Origin of the sequence: Halomonas sp. 3A7M (genome assembly GCF_014897875.1) — a bacterium.
Lineage (GTDB): Bacteria > Pseudomonadota > Gammaproteobacteria > Pseudomonadales > Halomonadaceae > Vreelandella.
Window position 1 is genome coordinate 32,677 of record NZ_JABUZD010000143.1, and the last position, 21,767, is coordinate 54,443.

16 protein-coding genes are annotated in these 21,767 nt (G+C 56.2%); 13 read left to right on the forward strand and 3 right to left on the reverse strand.

Annotated elements, in window-relative coordinates; genetic code table 11:
• Window positions 1-24: 24 nt before the first annotated feature.
• From INT19_RS12225 to INT19_RS12235, 3 genes are read left to right on the forward strand one after another with little or no spacing between them, the layout of a single operon-like run.
• Entirely contained in the window at window positions 25-2,016 is a 1,992-nt protein-coding gene (locus INT19_RS12225; protein ID WP_193060937.1) for a TonB-dependent receptor, read from the forward strand.
• Entirely contained in the window at window positions 2,013-3,044 is a 1,032-nt protein-coding gene (locus INT19_RS12230) for a methyltransferase (protein WP_193060938.1), read from the forward strand. Before INT19_RS12225 ends, INT19_RS12230 begins: the two co-directional genes overlap by 4 nt.
• On the forward strand, window positions 3,041-4,273 hold the full coding sequence (locus INT19_RS12235; RefSeq protein ID WP_193060939.1) for an MFS transporter: 1,233 nt from the start codon (window positions 3,041-3,043) through the stop codon (window positions 4,271-4,273). Before INT19_RS12230 ends, INT19_RS12235 begins: the two co-directional genes overlap by 4 nt.
• A gap of 82 nt (window positions 4,274-4,355) precedes the next feature.
• On the opposite strand, the gene INT19_RS12240 is transcribed toward INT19_RS12235, so the two are convergent.
• The 3 genes from INT19_RS12240 to INT19_RS12250 are packed head-to-tail and all read right to left on the reverse strand — an operon-like array spanning window position 4,356 to window position 7,398.
• The gene (locus INT19_RS12240; protein WP_193060940.1) at window positions 4,356-5,381 is read right to left on the reverse strand and encodes a FecCD family ABC transporter permease; all 1,026 of its coding nucleotides are present in this window, start codon (window positions 5,379-5,381) and stop codon (window positions 4,356-4,358) included.
• A 49-nt stretch (window positions 5,382-5,430) separates the two neighbouring features.
• Window positions 5,431-6,432 (reverse strand): FecCD family ABC transporter permease, encoded by a 1,002-nt coding sequence (locus INT19_RS12245; RefSeq protein WP_193060941.1) that lies wholly within the window; start codon window positions 6,430-6,432, stop codon window positions 5,431-5,433.
• Window positions 6,433-6,438: 6 nt separating this feature from the next.
• The gene (locus tag INT19_RS12250; RefSeq protein ID WP_193060942.1) at window positions 6,439-7,398 is read right to left on the reverse strand and encodes an ABC transporter substrate-binding protein; all 960 of its coding nucleotides are present in this window, start codon (window positions 7,396-7,398) and stop codon (window positions 6,439-6,441) included.
• 168 nt (window positions 7,399-7,566) lie between these two features.
• Between INT19_RS12250 and INT19_RS12255 the strand changes: the two genes are divergently transcribed.
• From INT19_RS12255 to INT19_RS12300, 10 genes are all read left to right on the forward strand, one after another.
• On the forward strand, window positions 7,567-9,360 hold the full coding sequence (locus INT19_RS12255; protein ID WP_226916773.1) for an ABC transporter ATP-binding protein: 1,794 nt from the start codon (window positions 7,567-7,569) through the stop codon (window positions 9,358-9,360).
• A gap of 6 nt (window positions 9,361-9,366) precedes the next feature.
• Window positions 9,367-11,127, forward strand: coding sequence for an ABC transporter ATP-binding protein (locus INT19_RS12260; protein ID WP_193060943.1), 1,761 nt, complete (start codon window positions 9,367-9,369; stop codon window positions 11,125-11,127).
• Window positions 11,128-11,242: 115 nt separating this feature from the next.
• A complete protein-coding gene (locus INT19_RS12265; protein ID WP_193060944.1) occupies window positions 11,243-13,453 on the forward strand; it encodes a TonB-dependent receptor in 2,211 nt (736 codons plus the stop codon).
• A 156-nt stretch (window positions 13,454-13,609) separates the two neighbouring features.
• The gene (locus INT19_RS19800) at window positions 13,610-14,527 is read left to right on the forward strand and encodes a helix-turn-helix domain-containing protein (protein WP_319022191.1); all 918 of its coding nucleotides are present in this window, start codon (window positions 13,610-13,612) and stop codon (window positions 14,525-14,527) included.
• Between the two features lie 146 nt (window positions 14,528-14,673).
• A complete protein-coding gene (locus tag INT19_RS12275; protein ID WP_193060945.1) occupies window positions 14,674-15,228 on the forward strand; it encodes a sigma-70 family RNA polymerase sigma factor in 555 nt (184 codons plus the stop codon).
• The gene (locus INT19_RS12280; protein WP_193060946.1) at window positions 15,229-16,254 is read left to right on the forward strand and encodes a FecR domain-containing protein; all 1,026 of its coding nucleotides are present in this window, start codon (window positions 15,229-15,231) and stop codon (window positions 16,252-16,254) included.
• 95 nt (window positions 16,255-16,349) lie between these two features.
• Window positions 16,350-18,806 carry a TonB-dependent siderophore receptor gene (locus tag INT19_RS12285; protein ID WP_193060947.1) on the forward strand — a complete coding sequence of 819 codons (2,457 nt, stop codon included), beginning with the start codon at window positions 16,350-16,352 and terminating at the stop codon, window positions 18,804-18,806.
• A 140-nt stretch (window positions 18,807-18,946) separates the two neighbouring features.
• Complete coding sequence (locus tag INT19_RS12290; RefSeq protein ID WP_193060948.1) at window positions 18,947-19,864, forward strand: ABC transporter substrate-binding protein; 918 nt, start codon at window positions 18,947-18,949, stop codon at window positions 19,862-19,864.
• 329 nt (window positions 19,865-20,193) lie between these two features.
• Entirely contained in the window at window positions 20,194-20,724 is a 531-nt protein-coding gene (locus INT19_RS12295; RefSeq protein ID WP_193060949.1) for a sigma-70 family RNA polymerase sigma factor, read from the forward strand.
• A 3-nt stretch (window positions 20,725-20,727) separates the two neighbouring features.
• Window positions 20,728-21,711, forward strand: a complete 984-nt coding sequence (locus INT19_RS12300; protein WP_193060950.1) for a FecR domain-containing protein — start codon at window positions 20,728-20,730, stop codon at window positions 21,709-21,711.
• Window positions 21,712-21,767: the final 56 nt, after the last annotated feature.

A 21,767-nucleotide genomic window follows, 5' to 3' on the forward strand; every position in this document is an offset into this window, starting at 1 on the left:
AGCAACAGTACTTAAGGGGGAGCGATGCAGAGCAAAGGGGTGAAGCAAGTCGCGATGATGCTTCTGCTGGGGGGATACGGTATGGGTGGCGTCGCTCAAGAGGAAGGGCTGCCGGTGGTGAAGGTGACGGCCAACAAGGTAGTGCAGGCAGAGGAAGAGGTGCCAACAAGTCTGGTGGTTATCTCCGGCGAGACGCTTGCGGATGCAGGTGCATCCGACATTGGCGACTTGGCGCGTTATACACCTGGGTTGAGTTTTCAACCCTTTGGCCAGTCGGGTACCGCACTGCCGGTAATGCGCGGGTTGACCTCCGGTGCTACCGCTTTCTCTTCATCGGTGCTGATGCTGATCGACGGTGTGCCAGTGGTGAGTGGCCAAGGGTTCGATCACAACCTATTGGGGGTGGCGCGGGTCGAGGTACTGCGTGGGCCCCAGTCGACACTCTATGGCCGAAATGCCGAAACGGGGGTGATCAGCCTGCATACCCGCCAACCGGATGAAGGCCCCTATGCCGAACTGGAGGCTACGCTAGGCAGTCGCGATTTAACCTCGCTACGCTTTGATGCTGCCCAAGCGCTAGTGCCTGAACAGCTCTATTTGGGTGTCAGCGGAGAGTGGCGCCAGCAGGATGGCTTTGTGGATAATCTGACGCGTGCAGGTGAGGCGGATGACCGACAGCGCAAGAGTGGACGCCTGAGTCTACGCTGGCTGCCGACGCAGGACACCGACGTTACCCTACGCTATGGTCGGCTAGACTATCGTGATGGCGCGGCGCCTTGGGGGCGGGTCGAGAACGAGTCGCGCCGTGTTACGTCGCCGGACCCTGGTAGCAATCGCTCATCCGGCGAGGATGTCTCTTTAGATGTACGCCATGCGCTGACGACAGAGCTAGCGCTGCGCTCGATTACTGCGCGGCGAGAGTTCCACGATCGTATTACCCAAGATACCGATTTTACCCCGACCCAGCGTTTTGCCATGGGGCGCGACCAGCGTTTGACCACCTTGTCTCAGGAACTGCGGCTGGAGCGTCAGGGCGATGAGGGGCAGAGCAGTTGGGTACTGGGCCTGTACGGCGACCGTGATGATCATCAACTGCAGTTCGAGCAAAGCAATCCGATGGGTACCCAGCGCAGTGAGGCAACACTAGAGGCTGAGAACCTCGCGCTGTTCGGGCAGTGGACGCTGCCGCTAGGTGAACGTTGGCGCCTAACACCAGGCCTGCGCTTAGAGCAGAGCCGGGTGGCGTTGACGCCCCGAGGAGCCGGGCAGCGCAGCGAGCGCTGGCGCGATGTTACCTCGCAGTTAGCACTGCAGTACCGCTTGGGTGACGACGACTGGCTGTATGCCCGCTATGCCGAAGGGTTTCGCGCCGGAGGCTTCAACGCCTTCTCAGCGCAAAGTGGCTACCCCGGCTACGATCCAGAAGAGGTTGCTTCCTACGAGTTGGGCATCAAGGGAACAGCGCTGTCGCGGCGGCTGCGCTATGGAGTCGCCACTTACTGGATGGCTATCGAGGATATGCAGGTGCAGCAGGTACTCCAGCCCGGAAACGTGCATATCGCCAACGCTGCCGAAGCACGTTCGCGGGGTATTGAGCTGGATATCGATTACTGGTTGGGCGGCCACTGGACACTGCAGGCGGGCCTAGCGCTGAATCGTACCCGCTTTCGTGAGTTTGAGGATCTGAGCGGCGACCATGCTGGCAACCGCAATCCCTTCGCGCCGGATATCAGTGGTCGGCTGGGAGTGCGTTACGACTCGCCTCAGGACTGGTATGCCCAGGCTAACCTCAGCGGCATGGGCAAGACTTACCTGGATGCAGCCAACCAATTCAGCCGCTCTGGGCATACCGAGCTGGACCTGGCTGCAGGTTATCGCCATGGGCCATGGCAGTTGGGACTGTACGTGAACAACGTCACCGACCGCCGGTTTGATGCCGTTGGCCTGCTCAATGGCAATGTTCGGGAGTATAGTCCGCCCAGGGAGATTGGCTTGCGTGTGGGGGTGTCGCTATGAACCAGCCCGCGGATGCACTTCCCCATGCGCTGCAGCCCTGCTGGGATCTAACGCTAGCTTCTGTGCAAGTCGAGGCTTTACAGCTTGCCTTAGCAGAGGATCTATTTGAGACGCTGGCGTCACCCTGCACTCCCGAAGCTCTGGCGCAAATGCGCGCATGGCGGCCCGAAGCCACTCGCCACTGGTTGACGCTGTTGTGGAGCATGCAGTTGCTCGACCGTAGCCGCGATGCGGCGGGGGAGTGGCTTTACACCAGCAGCGAGGTGGCGCGATGCTATCTAGCGTCTTCCTCAGCGTTAGACTGCGGTGATGCCTGGCGTTTTCGGCTTGCGTCGCTGCGTGATTTTGGTACCGGGCTTGCCGATGGCTTACGCGGACAAAACCGGCCAGCACCACTGGCTAGCGGTGAACGCTGGGCTGCGGCAGCGCGTGGCCATCTGGCACGTGAGCAGGCGGCGGTAACAGCGCCCGCGGCCTGTGAATTGGTGGCACAACGAAGGAGGACTGAATCAGCCTGGCGGTTGCTGGATCTAGGCGGAGGTCCGGGGTTGGTCGCTGTTGGCCTGGCGAAGGCGTTTCCACATATGCACGGCGTGGTCTTTGAACTGCCTGAAGCTGCCGATGTGGCTGCGCAACATATTGCCGAAGCTGGCCTAGCGTCGCGTCTCGAAGCGCGGGGCGGCGATCTGGCGAGGGATGACATCGGCACCGGGTACGATCTGATCTGGTGCTCTTCGGTACTGCATTTTGTGCCCGAGCTTTCGGCCTGCCTAGCCAAACTGCATGCCGCACTAAAGCCCGGTGGCGAGTTGATCTGCGTGCACGCTGAAATTCCTGACGAACCCGAGGCGGCCCGCCGCATGCTCTCCTATTACCTGCCGCTGCTGTGGCAGGGGCGTCGAGTGACCCAGGCCGGTGAGCTGCGCGAAGCACTGCTGGCCCAGGGTTTCGAGGTGTGCGAGGCGCAGCCGATAGCGCTTCCCATGGCGCCAGCCACGGCCCTGGTGGCGCGCAGGAGGGTCAAATGAATCGCTCTGTGATGGCCAAGCAACTGACCTTCGGCTGGCTTCACTTTGCCCTGGCGTTGCCCAGTATCTATCTATTGCTAGGGATGCCGCTGGTACTGCGCGAGCAGGGGTGGAGCGGCACACAAATTGGTTTGTTACAGCTGGCGGGGCTGCCCGCGATACTCAAGTTGGTGATGGCGATTCCTGTGGAGCGTTGCCGCCTCGCTGGCGGAGGCTATCGCGCCTGGGCATGCCTGCTCGGGCTGTTGCTGGGCCTAGCGTTGCTGGGGCTAGCGTATGACTTTCCACTCGCGCAGCCACCGCGCTTCTATGCCTGGGTGCTGCTGATCAGTTGGTTGGCGACCTGGGCCGATGTGCCCGTGAACGCGTTGGCGATTCGTTGCCTGCCCGCTGAGGAGCGGCTGCGCGCTGGTAGCATTCGTTCAGCAGCCCTGTTTCTGGCTGCCGTGGTGGGCGGTGGCCTACTGTTGGTGCTGCACCAGCGAACGGGTGGGGCGGTTCCCTTTGTGCTGATGGCACTGCTGCTCGCGGTGGGTGGCATTCTACTATGCGGCATGGTGGTGACAGCACAGCCAGAAAACGAGCCTCATATCCCGGCGGAAGCGCACTTTTCGCCGCCTTATCAGAGTGGGGTGCTGAACTTTTTTCGTCAGCCTGCTGCTGGTATCTGGGTGGCGTTGTTGATGTTGCTCTTCCCTTTTGTCGGCGCTGGTTGGATCTATCTTAAACCACTGATGCTTGACCTTGGTATGCCAGCAGAGCAGGTGGCATGGTGGGTTGGGGTTGGTGGAGGCGTGATGGGGGCTCTGGCTAGCCTGGCGGGTCAACGTCTGGCAATGGGTATCGGCATTGGCCGGGCAGTGCCGCTGTTCGCTGGCTTGGGAGCACTGGCCTTGGCGACCCTGGGATTGGTAAGCCACATGGCCGCCGAGCAGTCGCTATGGTTGGTGGGCGTGGGGCCGATCGCTTGCGCCATGGGAGCACTATCGGGGCTGATGTTCGGGCTGATGATGCACTTTGCCAGACCGGGGAGCCGGGCGTTGGATTACGGCCTACAAGCGAGCCTATTCACCCTGTCGCGCCTGGCGGTGCCCGTGCTCGCCGGTATTGTGCTCGACCGGCTGGGTTATTCGAGCATGTTCACCATGCTGGCGCTATGCATGGCAGCGGTAGTGGTGCTGGCGCTGATAGTCAGCCGGGGGCTACAGCGGGCTGTGTTGAATAGGTGAAATGCAGATAGAGCCTGGGTTAGTTCGGCTCAACCAGCGCTTGAATCTTGCATAACCGACGTCTTGGGGGATCTATGCTCAGTCAAAACCTAATCCTCGCTTGTCGGTGCAAGAGCAGCAGGAATATGGGTATGCCAAGCAAGGCCGTTAATGCACCCACGGGAATCTCTAAGGGGCTGATCACTGTACGGCCAATGAGATCAGCGCACAGCATCAGCATACTGCCGAGCAACATGCTGCCGATCCATAATCGATGCAGTTTTGAGCCCACCAGTAGTCGGGCGAGGTGGGGAGCGACCAGCCCCACGAAACCGACCGGGCCAGTAACCGCCACCGCACTGGCGGCGAGCAGAACCGCAACAGCAATGGCGGCAGCACGCCAGAACATAGGGCGAAGTCCCAGACTGATCACCAGACTGTCATCAAAACGCAGCAGGGCAAGTGGTCTCAGCAAAGCCAGGGTGCCGAGTAATCCCGCTATGCTCCAGGGCCACAGCATGTACAGATGCTGAAAGTCGCGCCCGTATAGGCTGCCAGCTAGCCAGATCAAAGCGATTTCAGTGCGTGCACCGCCCCAGGTGACGATAACCCACATCACTAGCGCGTTCAGCACAGAGCCCACGGCAATCCCGTTGAGCACCAAATGGACGGGACGCAGCTGTGTCCGCCAGGATAGGCCCAGCACCAAACTGGCTGCCAGCAACCCACCGAGCAGTGCTGCTGCGGGCAGCCAGCTCATCATTGCGGGAGTCGCGTCGCCGATTAGCACATCCACCGTGGCAAGGTCGGCAAGCAGCAGAACGGTGATGACTGCGAGCCCAGCCCCGCTGGAAATGCCAACAATACTCGGGTCCGCCAACGGGTTGCGAAACACCGCTTGCAATATCAGGCCAGCGGTGGCGAGCTGCAGGCCGACCAGGATGGCGAGTAGTGCGCGTGGCAAACGGTGTTGCCATACCAACGTGCCTTCCAGTGACGACGCCTGGCCTGAAAATAGGCTATCGAGAATCAATCGTGGCGACACCGATACAGCCCCAATAAACAGAGAAGCTAGCACCAGCAGTACCAAGACAACCCCGAGCAGCGTGAGGGGAATGCGCAATGGCATGCGCTGGCTCGCGCTGCTGCGTGTTGTTATAACGTTTTGAAACATATAATTAGCCCTTCTGCCGACTGATCAGGTAAACCAGTATCGGCCCGCCCAGCAGTACACAGAGAATCCCAACGGGAACCTCATGCCACTTGGCGATAAGATCAGCCGCGCATACCAAGCTGGCGCCGACCAGGGCGGACAGCGGCAGTAGATGACGATGGCGAACTCCGTTACTGCCCAGGGTGAAGCGGACCAAGTGGGGGGCGACCAAGCCAATGAAGGTGATTGGGCCCGTGGCCGCCACTGTCGCCGCCGCTAGTAGTACGGCAACGACACCGAACAGCAGTCTCCAAGGCGTGACGCGCATGCCGAGAGCGATGAGAATCGTGTCGTCCAGACGCAATAGATCCAGCCTGCCTGCAAAGACGATTCCCAATAGTAGGGCGGGTAGCACCCAAGGCCACAGGAGGTGTACGTGCTCCCAAGTGCGGTTGATTAAGCTGCCCGTTAACCAGTAGTAGATGCCGTTGGCCTCAACATTGGCGCAGATCAGTAGCACGATGATAGCAGCGGCGAAGAACAGATTAACGCTCATTCCGGTCAGCGTCAGGTACAGCGGGTTCAGACGTGCCCCCAAACTGATGGAGAGTGTCATTAGCGCTGCTACTATGCCACCTAGCGTGCTCAGTAACAGCATGGTCGGGGTTGGTAGCGTGAAGTAGGTCATGCACAGCGCCATCGCGAATGCCGCCCCTGACGTGACCCCTAGTAATCCAGGTTCACCCAACGGGTTGCGGGTGATTGATTGCACGATGGCACCCGCTAAACCCAGCGCACCACCTGCCAGCATCCCGGTCAGTAACCTGGGTATACGTAGTTCACGAATCACAAATGCCGCATCGGATCCATCATCACGTACCAGCGCTTCGAGCAGGACGTGGAGCGGAATACCAAACTCGCCCAGCGCAAGCGCTCCTGCTGTTGTTAGACTCAGGACGAGCAGGCAGGCCGATGCAAGCCAGAACACGCGAATCGGCAGGGCTTTCTGGAGCAGGAGATTATCCATGCCCTGCTAGCGCTCGAAGTTCATAGCCCGGGCCTGGGCGGGTTCGGGGATATCTTCGGGAGCGGGGAAGTGCTCCGGGTAGAGTAGATAGGCCATTTCTTTAAGTACCATCTGTCTGGCCAGCGGGCCGTGGGGCATGACGTACTGATCACCTACTCGCCAGGCTCGGTTATTACGTACGGCCTTCAAACGGGGCCAAGCGGGGTGGCTAACGAAGGGGCCATCTTCTGCCTTGAACGACAGGATCACATCTGGATTTAGGCGCAGCAGCGTTTCCATACTGATCGCGGAAGAATCCGCTGGTGCCATGCCTGGCGGTGGATTGCCCTGAATATTGGTCGCGCCAAGCTGGGTCATGATGTGTCCGGTTAGGTGATGACTGTAGAAAGCATAAGGAACATCACCCCAGTGCCAGAGGAATACGGCGCTGATGTCACCCGGTGCACGCTCGGCATGGCTCTCCAGGTCGTTCAGGAAGCGCTCGTTCAACGCGCTACCCTGGTTTTCGGCGCCGAGCGCCAGGGTGGCGCGTTCGACACCGCGTAGAGAGTCTTCCAGGGTGATCAGGTCAAACGCCAGAAAGGCACCGGCTTCCTCAATTTTCTGTTCGAAAGGCTCAGTGTAGGTGCGTAGCCCGATAGTTAAGTCCGGGGATAACTGAGCCAAAACTTCTAGATTGGTTTGGTGAACCTCCCCAAGATTCACAGCGTCCACTGCTGCGCCGCCGAGAAAGTCAGACTGCTGGCCACCCAGTATCGACAGGCCATCGACTTGCCTGCCTAACGATACCAGTACGTCCGCACCGAAACTGGAAATAGAGGCGACGGTGCGCGGTAGCTGAGCGATCTCAACGCTCTTATTCCGGTCATCGACGATGGTTAGGGGGAAATCATGGGCGAGAACACCCCCTGTATTCAGAACGGTCATGACGGGAATTGCGATAAGAAGCGAGCGTAGACGTTGCATGAGCTGGAATCCAGGACGGCCATTCGAAGTACTGGATTGTTGGCTAATCGGCACCCTTCAGCTACCCGAATCGGGAGTGAAATCACCTCCAAAAGGATCTGCTGCGGGGAGTCTTGGCAGTCGCTACCTCTCTATGCTGAGTTCGCTTCGACCAGTATGAGCCTACCCATGAGAAATTTCAGAGCCAATACCAGTGCACCGCGCCTGCTTTACGAACTCACAGTCAGCCATCGACTGATGATGGTAGTGGCGCTGCTAATAACGTTCCTGGCGGTTCTGGCTGAATTGCTGCCGTTCTGGTTGCTCTACCAAGCGATTAGCACTCTTGTGCTAACGCCACATCGGTTTGTGGAGACATTGCCGTTCCTGGCGGCTTGGCTAGCGGCAGCGCTGCTGCTCAAGTACCTGCTCTACGGCGCGGCTTACTTGATCAGCCATCATGTCGCCTACGCGATCATGGCAACGGCTCGCAATACCATGGTCGCCAAGCTGGTGGCAGTACCTTTACCCTGGTTGTACGGGCATGGCAGTGGTGCTTTGAAGCAGTCGGTCATTCAGGATGTGGAGCGCCTTGAGGGGTTTCTCGCCCATCACACGATCGAGATCACTGCCGCGATTCTGGCGCCACTTTGTGTTACCGCACTGCTGTTCTGGTTGGACTGGCGGCTGGCGCTCGCAGTGCTGGCCATCGGACCAGTGGCGCTATTCGTCGCTATGTTGGGTATGCGAGGGGTTGGCAATGACCATGACCAATTCAGCTTAGCCACCGCCAACCTCAATAATGTGATGGTGGAATATCTGCGCAATATGCCGGTACTGAAAGTATTTTGTCGATCCGCATCACATTTCCAACTATTGCAGTCTCGGTTGCAGGCGTACTACCAACTGACGACGGCCATCACCAGACGCACGGTGCCTGTTTGGTCACTATTTACCAGCGTGCTGGGGGCTCATATGTTGCTGGTGTTGCCGCTGGGGGCATGGCTGTGTGCCAGGGGCGAAGTGAGCTCAGCGGATGTGGCACTGGCCCTGATGCTGGGCGCAGCTATTTTCAAACCGCTACTCAAAGTCAGCCGCTTCTTTATGGAGATTCCGCCGATTCTGGCTGGGCTGCGGCGCATGGCGCCTATCCTGGCGTTACCGGTGCCTCCATCTATGGCGAGCCGCTCAGTAACGTTCAGCGAGCCGCCCTTGGTCGAGCTGAGGGACGTTGACATACAGTACGGAGGCCGCTCGGTGTTGGCGGGTGTGAGTCTTTGCCTACGACCTGGATCACTCAATGTGCTGGTGGGGCCTTCGGGCGCAGGGAAATCCACCATCGCACACATCATGGCTGGGCTGCTGGTGCCACTTACCGGCGGTGTATTCATCAACGCTAGGCCGATGAGCGAATTAGCGGACAGTGATCGAACACGTTTGGTAGGAATGGCCACCCAAGAGGTGTTCCTATTCAGCGGCACCATCCGTGAGAATCTATGCCTAGCTCGGCCGGATGCCAGCGAGGCTGATATCGCAAAGGCGCTGCGGGTGGCCCAGGCAGAAGCACTGGTGTGCGGATTGCCTGAGGGGCTCGATACCCAGGTCGCAGAACTCGGTACGCGCCTCTCCGGGGGTGAAGGACAGCGCATCGCGCTGGCAAGGGTGTTGCTCGCCGATACGCCGATCCTGCTGCTCGACGAAGCAACGGCGTTTGCCGATAGCCTGACCCAGCGCGCTTTTTTCCGGGATCTGCGACAGGCGTATCCCGGCAAGACCTTCGTAATCGTCGCGCATCGTCTTGCCGGGATTGAGTGCGCCGACCAGATTCTGGTGATCGAACAGGGGCGACTGACCGCTAGCGGCCGTCATACCCAGCTGATGCAGCGTAGCGGTTACTACCAGTCGATGATGCGTTGTGAAGCATCGTGCTCCGGCTGGACGCTGACCTCGGAGCGCGGCGATCTGACAACGTCACAAGGATAGCAAACGATGGCAAACGTGAATGTCTGGATCAGCTTGCGGCGCATTCTTTCCCATAGCGGCACTTCTGCGCGGCCATTGCTATTGGGACTGCTGCTGAGGGTGCTTGAACGTTGCTGCGAACTGATGCCTTATCTGCTCTGTTATCTGTGGTTGTGTACCATTCTGGGGGTTCCACGTCCCGGCTTTGGTTGGGCGGCAGATCCAGGTTGGCTGGCGCTGGCCCTGATCGTCAGCTTTGTACTGCAGTGGCTGTTGGCCTATGGCGGCCAGAAACGCTGCTTTCTGGAAAGCTACCGCATCATTGCAGGCTATCGGGAACGGTTGATTGAACGAATGCGCAACGTCCCTATTGGCGAGTTGCGCAGCCAGCGTGTTGGACAGCTAGCCGATGTGGTGACGGATGACATTAACCGTGTGGAATCGATCTTCGCCCATGTTTTGGCAGACTTCGTCGCCGCGCTGGGCTTATCGCTGGTGGCACTGCTTGTTCTGGCTAGTATTGAGTGGCGCCTAGCGCTCGCTTTAGCTGCTCTGGTACCCCTAGCGGCGCTGGCGCTGGTGGTCAGCCGCCATCTATTCGAGCGTGCGGGGCTGCGCAAGCACGCACGCTACCGACAGACATCCGGTCTGCTGGTGGAATTCATCGGTGGGCTGACGACACTGCGCCTGTTCCATCACGCTGATGCTTGGGCGCAGCGCTTAACAGCGGCTTTTTGCGACCTGCGCCGAATGAGCCTGAGCATTGAAAAATGGGGCGGTGGCCCAGTGATGCTGTTTCGCTTCCTCGTCGAGTGCGGTCTGCTTGTGCTACTGCTGGCTGGCACCTTGAGCGTGCTTGGTGACGAGATTCCCCCTGTGAGTTGGATCGCCTTCTTCCTGTTGGCTTACAAGTTTCTTGGGCCGCTACTGGAGGCGGCCGAATATCTGGTCATGTTGCGCCATGCCTGCCAAAGCGAAGTCAAGCTAGAGGAAGCGTGGGCACTGCAGCCACTCGCCGAGCCGCTGGTCGCGAAGACGCCGGGGCACTTTGCGGTGAGCTTCGATGCGGTGTCGTTCTCCCACGGGGGGGCAGCCCGGTTGCGTGACATCAGCATCGAGGTGCCAGAGCGGAGTATCACGGCCATCGTCGGCCCCTCCGGTGCGGGTAAGAGCACGTTGTTGCATCTGCTGGGGCGTTTTCATGACCCTGACCAAGGGGCTGTACGTATGGGCGGTGTCGACCTGCGTGAGATGGGTTCGGAACAACTGTATGGAAAAGTTAGCGCGGTGTTTCAACAGGTCCAGATTTTTGACGGCACCATCATCGAGAACCTGAGGGCAGGGCGGGAGGATGCTAGCGATGAAGATGTGCGGCAAGCGTGTGTTGCTGCTGACTGTGCTGACTTTATTGAGCGGTTGCCGGAAGGCTATCTAACCCGAGTGGGAGAGTCCGGTTTTGCACTTTCTGGTGGCGAATGCCAGCGCCTTTCGATTGCCCGGGCTCTGCTTAAGGATGCACCCGTGCTATTGCTGGATGAGGTCACTGCCGCCGTGGATCCGCAATCGCAGATGGCGATCCATCGCGCCCTTAATACGTTAGCCAGGGATCGCACTCTGATCATGGTGGCGCATCGGCTGAGCACGGTACGCAATGCTGATCAGATCATTGTCCTGGACCGGGGCTGCATCGTCGAGTCCGGCAAGCACGATGAATTGCTTTGCTGCGACGGTCTATATGCCGCCATGTGGGCAGCCCAGGCACCTGATGAGCCGACTCCAGTATCCTGAACAAGAATAGAAATAAATCGCATTCGGGGGTTCGTGTCCCGTTTGGAGTAGTGCTGTTGGCGTGTGGCTCTCTAGCATGGTGACTTCCATTGACTTCATCAATACGGATACAGCCATGAATATGCGGAGCATTCGACCCTGCCACCTGCTGATTGCAGGTCTTTTGTTTTTACCGAAAACGCCCTACGCCGTTGCAGAGGATGAACGTCCTGACCCCGCACTGGACGACCAGACCTCCAAGCTTGAGCCAGTCACCGTTACGGCACGGCGTCGCGAGGAAAGCCTTCGGGATGTGCCCGCGTCAATTCATGTGGAGAGCGGTGAATCGCTGGAACAGAAGCGTATGCTCGATGGTGCGGCGGCGTTGCGTGATGTGGCGGGCGCTAGTCTCGGCACTTTCGGTGATCGCTCTAATGCGTTTACCGTCATTCGTGGCGTTGCACCGATCCTTACGCCCCTTAGCCCGGATGATAGCTCGGTACTGACTTTCGTTGATGGTGCGCCCATGCCGATGGGCGCTTCGCTCTCACCCTATCTGGACCTGGAGAGGATGGAGGTCGTCAAAGGACCGCAAAATACACTGTTTGGTCGCAATACGGCCGGTGGTGCTATCAACCTGGTGCCTGTGCAGCCTGATCATGGGTTCGAGGGTTCATTGCGTACAGAGGTTGGTACGGATGGTATCTTTCGCGCCGAGAGCATTCTCAATGGCTCCATCGTGCCTGAACGGCTTGCTGGCAGGTTAGCGATTCGCCGTTCGCGTACCGATGGCTATATTCCCAATAGTGCGGGTGAGGATCTGGGTAAAGATGAGAGTTGGGTGGCCCGTGGATCTCTACTGTTTACCCCCACCGAACGAACAAGCTGGCTGCTCAGTGTTCAGGGAGAAAGCACTGACACCGCACCGACGGCCTACATTGCTGATCGCCCGGGGCAGGCGAAACAGGCGGCTCAGAACAAGACCGTGGATGATTTGCGCATGCTCAGTATCAACTCACGACTTGAGCATGATTTCGACACATTCACGGCAACCGCGCAAACCAGCTATGCACGCTTGAATAATCGTAATAGCTATAATTTTCCCGATGCCCTTATCGCCAGTGACTTTAGTGGCTTGCCGCCATCCGACTTCCTGGATCCTGAAACGAACTTTATCGATTGGGATAAGCGAGACTCACGGCTGACCCAAGAGTTCCGGGTAGCTGCGCTGCCTGATGCACAGGTTGGCTGGCTGGCAGGTGTGGTGTTCTATCGGGATGAAGCGCAACGAAATCGCAATAGCGAAATGTGGTACTTCGGTCCTTCCGCTACGGGCAGCACCGACTACGATCTCACCACGACAGGGCAGGCGGTATTCGGTGAAGTTAACCTGCCAATGAACGATCAACTGCAGCTGTCGTTGGGCGCGCGTGCTACCCATGAATCCAAGGAATTCCACTCCGAGTTCACCAGTGACGGCATGTCTGGAGCTGTGCCCTATTTTGCCGAGGAGGGGGAAAAGAGCTACGACTTTGTAACGGGGCGGGCAGCGCTCACCTACGATTGGTCCCCCGACCTGATGACCTGGGCGAGTCTTTCCAGAGGCTACAAGAGCGGTGGCTTTGGGCAGGGTAATTCGCTTATGTGGAGCGGTGTACCCCGAGACCCCTATGACTCCTCGACGGTATTGACCTACGAGCTGGGTGCACGCTCTGCATGGCTTGATGACCGTCTGGCGATCAGTGGGGCATTATTCTTGAACGATATGCGTAAGGAGCAAATGCAAACCTGGGACTACGAGGATTTCACTGGTAAGAACCTAAACCTGGATGCGCGTTCAGTAGGTTTAGAGCTAGATGCACAGTATCGCCCCTCGGATCGCTGGTGGCTAAGCAGTGGTGTTGCCTATACCAATACGGCACTGCGCAATGTGTCTGAGGAGGCGGCGGCGCTGCAAGATGGCTTGAACAGTGGCAATCACTTGCCAACAGTGCCGGAATGGTCCGCCAAGGCAGCCATTGGCTATCAAGTAGCGGGTCAAGACCTCGGCCTTGGAGGGGTATTGGCGGATGGGACCGTCAACGCGCGGCTTGCTTATAACTACATGGGTAGCCGCTACACGGATGCGTCTAACTTCGGCAAGTTGCCGCCAGTACACTTGGTATCCGCCCGCCTGGGTATGGATTTCGGTAATAGCGAGGTGTACTTCTTTGGCGACAACCTGCTGGATGAAGAGTACATGAGTATTAAAGATCGCTTTGGCACGGATGCAGAGGGCAACCCAGTGTTTGGTGTGTCCTATGCTCGCGGTGCAACAGTAGGTCTAGGTGCCGCCCTCCACTTCTGACACCCGCTTTCGCGCCCCCATCGTGCTATGGAAGGCTCTAGCCTCAGGGATGGAGGCTTACTAAAGAGACTGATAGTAATATCTTTTGATATTGATTATCATTAGTGTTTTGGGGCTGGTGTGAAGGGGTAAATATGAAAGGGCGGGTATGAAAGGGTGGATATAAATCAGTCAGACTCGGTAAGCACCCGCGGAAGTTTGGGGAGTACTACACTCCAGAGCACCGACCATGTCGGGGTTATGTTGCAGCCTGGGCTCATTGTTTGCCACACCACGGCTGAGTGCCTGGGGGCGATTGATACGCCTAAATCATTTGCGGGAGATCACCAGTTTCTGCATCTGAATTGCCAACTGGCGGGTAGGTTCGACGGCCAGGTGGGTAACCGTGCGCTGGACTACTCCCAAGGCGATGTGACCCTAGGCTATTCCGCCGGCGAGTCCTTTCTCATTCGTCACAGCCATGATTTTCAGAATTTAACGGTGATGGTCTCCCCTGATGCCCTTTATGGCTTGGCTGGAGAGGAGGTAGAGCCTCTGATTGGCAGAGAGAGGGGAGAAGAGGCTGATTTCTTCGTCCGCCATGCTGGCCAATGCCGCAAGACGATGCGCTCAGCGATGAGCATTGCCAATCTGATGAAAGATATACCGCAGCACCGATTATTGCTGCATGCGGCAACGTTAGATTTTCTTCACTGGCACTTGTCAGCGTTCCAGACCTGCCGTGGGTGCGATGTACTCTCCCCCCGTGTATGCCGCCAACTGGATGGGGCCAAAGAACTTCTACTACAAGATCTCAGTGACCCGCCGACCATTGCAAAGCTCGCACGTGCTGTCGGTATGAACGAATGCAAACTGAAGATATGCTTTAAAAAGCGCTTTGGAACGACCATTTATGCGCTCTTCCAAGAAGAGCGCATGAAGAAAGCAAAGCGCTTGCTACAAGATTACAATGTCACTGAGACCGCTATGGTACTTGGCTACTCTAATGTCAGCCATTTCAGCACCGCTTTTCTGAAACAGTTCGGGTGCCTGCCGAGCAGAGTTAGACAGTTCGCTGGCGCTCCCACCCACTGACCGCTAAAGCATCGATTTGCTTTCTGTGTGCATTTAATGAGTGCCTGTTGACGTTTCATCGCTATCTAGGCGAGAACGGTCATTGACACTGCCTGTGAATTTAAAAAGAATAAGAATCATTTTCGAATAAGTGAGGCGCTTTTTATATGGCGGCGGCACCCCGATTAGCCGAGCCTGTGGCTTACCATACCGGCTGTCGAGACTCCCTCGGTCAGTTGTATCACCACCATCAGCCTTGGTTGCAGCAGTTGCTTAGCCATCGGTTAGGGTGCAGTGAGTCGGCGGCGGATCTGGCGCAGGATGCGTTTGTGCGGTTGCTGAAAACGCCTCGCCATCTGGATAGTTTCGACGGTGCCAGAGCCTACCTCAGCCGTATGGCCAAAGGGCTGTGCGTTGATCATTGGCGTCGCCAGGATATCGAAAAAGCCTGGCAAGAAGCCCTGGCCGCCCGCGCTGAATCGCACCTACCTTCCGTCGAACACCAGCAGATCGTTATCGAAACGCTGTGCGAGATCGACCGCATGCTGGCGCGGCTGCCCGAAAAGGTGGCAACTGCTTTCCTGGCATCGCAACTGCAGGGCAAACCCTATCGGCAGATTGCTGAGGAGCTGGGAGTTTCCGAGCGTATGGTCAAAAAATATATGGCCCAGGCCATGCTGCAGTGCGCGTTGATCGAAGCGGGCTTCGAGGCGAGCCTCTAAATGGCTTCTGCGGTTAGCGCCGATGAAGCCGCCAAACGCCGTGCATTGGCAGAGGCCGCTGAGTGGTTTGCCGAGTGGCAAGCAGGTGAGATGTCGGCAACAGAGCGCCAACGCTGGCAGGCATGGCGAGATGCCAACGACACTCATCGTTGGGCTTGGCAGCAAGTGGAAGGTGTCAGCCGCCGCTTCGCTGACAGTTTGGAAAAGGATGAGCGGCAAGCCGCGAACAGCGTGATTAATTTGGCGCGCCAACGGCGGCGAGGGCGTCGCCACCTGCTGGGAGGGCTAGCAAGCATTGCGCTGGTCTCTGCACTCTCCGCCGCGCTCTGGCAAAGCACGCCGTTGCCACGGCTAGTACAGCAGTGGGGCGCTGATTATCACACCGCTACCGGTGAAATCACTCATATCGTGCTGGAAGATGGCACCCAGGTCTGGCTGAGCAGCGCTTCAGCACTCAATGTTGATTACGATCAAGAGCAGCGCCGCTTGGCGCTGGTGACAGGTGAAGTGCTGATAGCGACTGGCAAAGACATCCAGCGACCATTTTACCTGGATACCCGCAGTGCACGACTCACGCCCTTGGGAACGCGCTTTAGTGTGGGTGAACAGCCTTCAGGTGAGTTGCTGGCGGTGTTTGATGGCGCTGTGGCTATCCAGACTCAGGGCGATGCTCTGCATGCGAGCCAGCGGCAGGTAGTCAATGCTGGGCAGCAAGCGCACTACACTGAAGGCCGTATCGGGGAACTCACCCCCGCCGAAGGCCGTCGGGAAGCCTGGGCCAACGGCGTCCTGTTAGCCGAGAACATGTCGCTAAAGAACTTTGCCGCGACGCTTAGCCGTCATCACCACGGCCGCCTAGAGGTCGACCCAGAGGTGGCGAATCTCACGCTGCTCGGCGCTTTCCCGCTCGATGATCTAGAGCGCACCCTGAACATGGTCGAGACCACACTACCGGTGAAGGTGCGCCAAGTCATGCCCTGGTGGATCAAAATAGAGGCAGACGAAACAAGCTCCAGCGAGGAATAAAAAGAGAAAAAAATTGGTTTTGCTGGTTCCCCTTTTTCGCACTGGTTCGATTCCTCTTTATAAGTACTTAAAACGTATCTGCAAGGGGAACCAACATGCTCCAACAGCGCACGGCACTTCGACCACTTACTGCCAAGCCCCAACCGACGCTTAACCGCCGCGCCTTGACGCTGGCGGTTCATTTTGCCACCGCTGGGCTATTAGCAGCACCGCTGCTATCGCAGCCCGCCATCGCTCAAGTCACTCAGCAGCAAGCACGCCACTATGATATTGCCAGTGGCCCGGTTAGCACGGCAATTAACCGCTTCGCTGCCCAGGCGGGTGTGTTTATTAGCGGCGCTGGCGAGCTGGGGGAAGGGCGCCAAAGCCCTGGCCTGCAAGGTCAGTACAGCGTTAATGAAGGGCTGGAGCGGTTGTTGGATGGAACGGGTTTAACGGCAGCCCTGCAGAGGGATGGTAGTTACCGGTTGGCAGAGCAGGTAACGGATGTGTCGTTGTCGACGATGCAGGTGGAGGCTGACTGGCATAGCACTGCGGCAACAGAGAGCAGCAATTCCTTTACCACTGATCGCAGCACTATCGGTTTGAGCGAACAGGCCATCAAGGATATTCCGCAGTCTGTCAGTGTATTGACCCGCGAAAGGCTCAACGATCAAAACTTAACCTCTCTCAAAGAGGCGATGGAGCAGACTACTGGCATTAGTGTAATGTCATACGGATCAAATCAGTATCAACTCAGATCCCGCGGCTATGATATTGATTCTCTTATGCTGGATGGAAGCCGTGTTGAAGCACCTTATGGCTCATTAGCCAATACGGGCCTCTACGACACGGCTCTCTATGATCGTGTTGAGGTTATGCGGGGACCTACGGGAATACTCACGGGCAGCGGCGAACCCAGTGGCACTGTCAACTTGGCACGCAAACGCGCCCGGCGGGATTTCGGCTTCGATATGTCGTTGTCTGCCGGCTCTTGGGACACCTATAGAAGCACAATTGACGTCACAGGTTCGCTCAACGAGAGTGGTAGCCTACGCGGCAGGATTGTGGGGGTCTACGATGAACAAGAGTCGTTCGTCGATGAGGTTAATGCACAAAATGCTATTGGCTACGGCACGCTGGAGTACGACTTTACCCCTGATACCACATTATCGGTCGGCGTCGCTAGACAAACAGAGGACTCCCGTCCGCATTCTGGTTTGCCCGTAGCCAGCAACGGCAACTTATTCGATGTTGACCGCTCAACCTATCTCGGTTCGTCATGGGATCGTTCGCACGCAAATGCGACACGCTATTTTGCTGATCTAAAACACTATCTTAATAATGGCGGCTTCTTTAGTTTAAAAGCTAACCAGATCGAAACATATAGAATGAATGTCACAAGCAGTGAAGGTGCTCTAGTGCTTGATGAAGATTCAGGCGATATGTTGACACGTAATAGCTCCTGGTCTAATCGAACTAAGAGTGAATCGCTGGAGGCGAGACTAACGACTCCATTCAATCTATTCGAGGCCGAACATGCTACCACTCTGGGGGCCAGCTACAATAAGAACGACAGCTACACCCCGTATGCTTACGGAGAAGGTGACTATCTTAATCAGCATTCCCTCCAAAACATTTATTCTCCCCACGAACTGCCAGAACCGGATGAATATTCTCTTTATCCTGGATATGTCAGTTCTGACTTGAGCCAAGAGAGCCTGTATGGGCAAGTTAACTGGTCTGTCACACCACGCCTGACACTCGTTACTGGCGGACGCCTTGACTGGTATGACATCACATCAGACCTTGCTGAGGGAGATTGGAGGCGCCATAGAGCTGGCAGTGGTCGCGAATTCACTCCTTATTACGGAGCTATCTATGAAATAACCCCAAGCATTAACTTTTATACAAGCATGTCAAATATCTTTCAGCCGCAAACAGAGGTCGAATCTAGCGGTGAGATTATCGAGCCACGCACAGGAGAACAAATTGAAGCGGGTATAAAGGGTGGATCACCCGACGGCGAACTCAATTGGCATCTTGCCGTATTCAATATTGAGGATCAGAACCGAGCCTACACAGCCCCCGATAACTCTGCCTTCTCTATCCCGCTTGGAGAGACGCGCAGCCGTGGCTTTGAAGCAGAGATCTCCGGCAGTCCATTACCACGTTTAGATATAAGTGCCAGTTACGCATATACGGATACTGAGTATACACGTGATGCAAGTCTGGAGGGGTTATCGCTATCACCTGATACACCACGGCATAACTTCAAACTTTGGACACGTTATCGCTTCTCTGACGATGCCAACCAAGGATGGCGTATTGGTGCTGGTGTTAACACTGTCAGCAGTATTTATGCCGAAGATGGCACTAATCGCTGGGAGCAAGGTGGCTATACCTTACTTTCAGCTCAATTAGGTTATCGCTTCAATGAGAACTTTGATGTTAGCTTTAAGGGGAATAATCTTACTGATGAAAAATATTATTCGACGGTTCGATCTAACACTAGACACAATTACTATGGAGATCCTCGCAACTTTACATTTAACCTAAATTATAGTTACTGATTAAAAATGGGAGGTTGTTAAATAGGCAACCTCCCAATGTCTTTTGTCAGAGTTGTAATCTAATGCAATGTGTTTTCTCTTTTTTATCGAGATGAAAGGGGTGTTGCATTATTAGTGATTTTTATCAGCTGTAGCGATTGATGAAAGGGAGGATCATTATTTTTAAGTTAATAAATATTTTTCGAATGTTATGCACAACTTTAGTTGCTTTTTTGGCTTTTCCTGGTACCCACTCTATAGAAACCCAAGCAAACACATCTTCAGCTGTCGCAGCTTTTGATCTTCCAATCGCTGAGACGCTGATTGAATTAGGCGTATCTCCTGTCATCGTTACGCAAGAGAGTTCCTTCAATTTCTGGACAGGCAATACCTACGAATCCTCTCATGTGATTGAGTCTGGGCTGCCAGGGCCGAATATGGAACTACTCCAACAAGTTTTGCCTAGCAGGGTTTTACTTGCACCTTGGCAAGCTAACCAGGATGTACAGCTTTCGTCCATTGCTCCAGTTCATGTTGTTGATAACTATCCTTATACGGTAGAAAATAATGTTTGGGACGGGCTATTAAAATTCACATATGAACTTGGTGAAGTAGCCGAACAGCAGCAGCAAGCAAATCATCTTGTCCAAGAAACTCAGGCTCGGTTGGCCAGCCTGAGAGAGCATGTCACGAAAGGCTGTACGCCTTTGCTGTTCATACAGCTACTGGATGAAAGACATATCCGTGTATTTGGCGATAATAGTTTTGTGCATGCTGTTTCTCAGCAATTGGGGCTGTGCAATGCCTGGAAAGGTGCAACTAATCAGTGGGGGTATGCCCAAGTAGGCGTTGAGAATTTATTCGATACTGAGGCCAGATTAGTGATTATCAGATCCTATAATTCAGCTGGTCTCGAGGAGCAAATAGCTCGTACTGCTTTATGGAGTTACCTGCCCAGTGTAAGACGCGGTGATGTCATTGTGCTTCCTAGCACTTTCTGGATCGCTGGAGGACTTCCCTCAGCCCTCCGCTTCGCCGAATCCCTCGTTGAGGCTCTGGAAACGCCCACTGAACTTTAACGCAATCTATTTCCCGACAGGTTTTGATATTGCTAATACGCTGGGTGTAATGGGAGCAATCACGTGCTGGCTGTGCAAGCTTTTGGTCTTTTTTGGGGCCTTTTTAGCCTAGGGGGGGAAGGCTGGCGCACAGCTAGTGTCGCGGTTATCACGAACCTGAAAAGTGCCTTCGAATCGAAGTGAAAGTCGCATCCAACCATTAGCGCTATCTGGCGAACTCGCCAGATACATAAGCTCACAAACCCATGGCAAGGGCTTGTATCCTCCTGGGTCACTCAGTATGATGGAAATAGTTATCATTTGCATGATTTTGAGGCCTGAAAGTAACCATGCCGTCTGGGAAATACCCACTGCGCGAGCAGGTACATATCCTCTATTCCGACCACCACCCCTGGCTACTTGGCTGGCTGCGTAGCCGTTTGGGCTGTTCGCAGCAGGCGGCGGATTTTGCTCAGGATACTTTTGTACGCATTCTGGGGCGCAGCGATGCCGAACTCCAAATTGAGGCTATCCGCGAGCCACGAAGTTTTCTGACGACCATCGCCAATCGGGTTCTGATTGATCATTTCCGACGCCACGCGCTGGAAAAGGCCTATTTGGAAAGCCTAGCCTTGCAGCCGGAATCGGTTGCCATTTCGCTAGAAGAGCAGGCCATCATGCTGGAAATGTTGCACGAGCTGGATGCCATGCTCAGCGGCCTGGGGAGCAAAGTACGGCGAGCCTTCTTGTTATCGCAGTTACAAGGGATGCGCTACGTAGATATTGCCAAGGAATTGGGTGTATCGCTCAGCTCAGTCAAAAAATACATGGCCAAGGCCACCGAGGCGTGTTTGCTCTATGAACTGGAAGCGGGGCTGTAACCTTTGGCTTCCACAGTCCCTCATGAAGTGACCCAGTCTCGGCGGGAGGCGCTGCAAGCGGCTGCGCACTGGTATGCACGCCTGTGTTCGGAAGAGGCCGGGCCAGCAGACGAACAGGCTCTGCAGCAGTGGCTAGACAGCGACCCAATACATCAGTGGGCCTGGCAGCGGGTAGACCAATTGCAGGTACGGCTTGGTCGAGTGCCGAACCACTTGGCACTGAACACACTGGAGCGTGCCGAACAGCACTTCAGTATGAGCCGTCGTAGTGTATTGAAAGGTTTGGCACTGATGCTGGGCACGGGGACTCTGGGTGTGGCTGCCTACCGCCACGCCCCCGTGGAGCTATGGTTTGCTGATCATCACACGGCCACAGGGGCAACCAAACTGCTAACGCTGGCAGATGGCTCCCGCCTGATACTCAACACCGCTTCGGCTGTGGATATCCGCTTTAATGCCAACGAGCGCTTGGTAATATTGCGCGCAGGCGAAGTCATGGTGACCACCGCTAGTGGCAGTGCCGCGAATCCGCGCCCCTTCATTGTGCAAACGCCGCAGGGTAGGGTTCGTGCCTTGGGCACGCGGTTCGCGGTGCGGATGCTGGAAGCAGAAACCCAGGTCGCTGTGTTCGAGCACAGTGTGGAAGTGACCACTCGCTCGGGGGCTCAAAACCAGTGTCTTGCCGGCCAGCAGCTTACCTTTACCGTCGACACTGCTTCCCTACCGACAAGCCTGGCATCCACCGACGATGCCTGGACACGCCAGATGTTAGTGGTGCAAAACATGCCTCTGGATGCGTTTCTTGCCGAACTGAGCCGCTACCGCACAGGCGTTTTACGCTGCGCCCCCAGTGTGGCTAATTATCGTATTACTGGCGCTTTCAGGGTAGACGACACCGATCAGGCGCTGCATGCGCTGAGTAAATCATTCCCGGTATCGGTCAATTTTCGTACGCGTTATTGGGTGACCGTGGACGAAGAAAAATAATTTTTGCCAATGACGGTACCTTTGGAGTTTCCCGTTCGACTTACTGGTTAAAGACG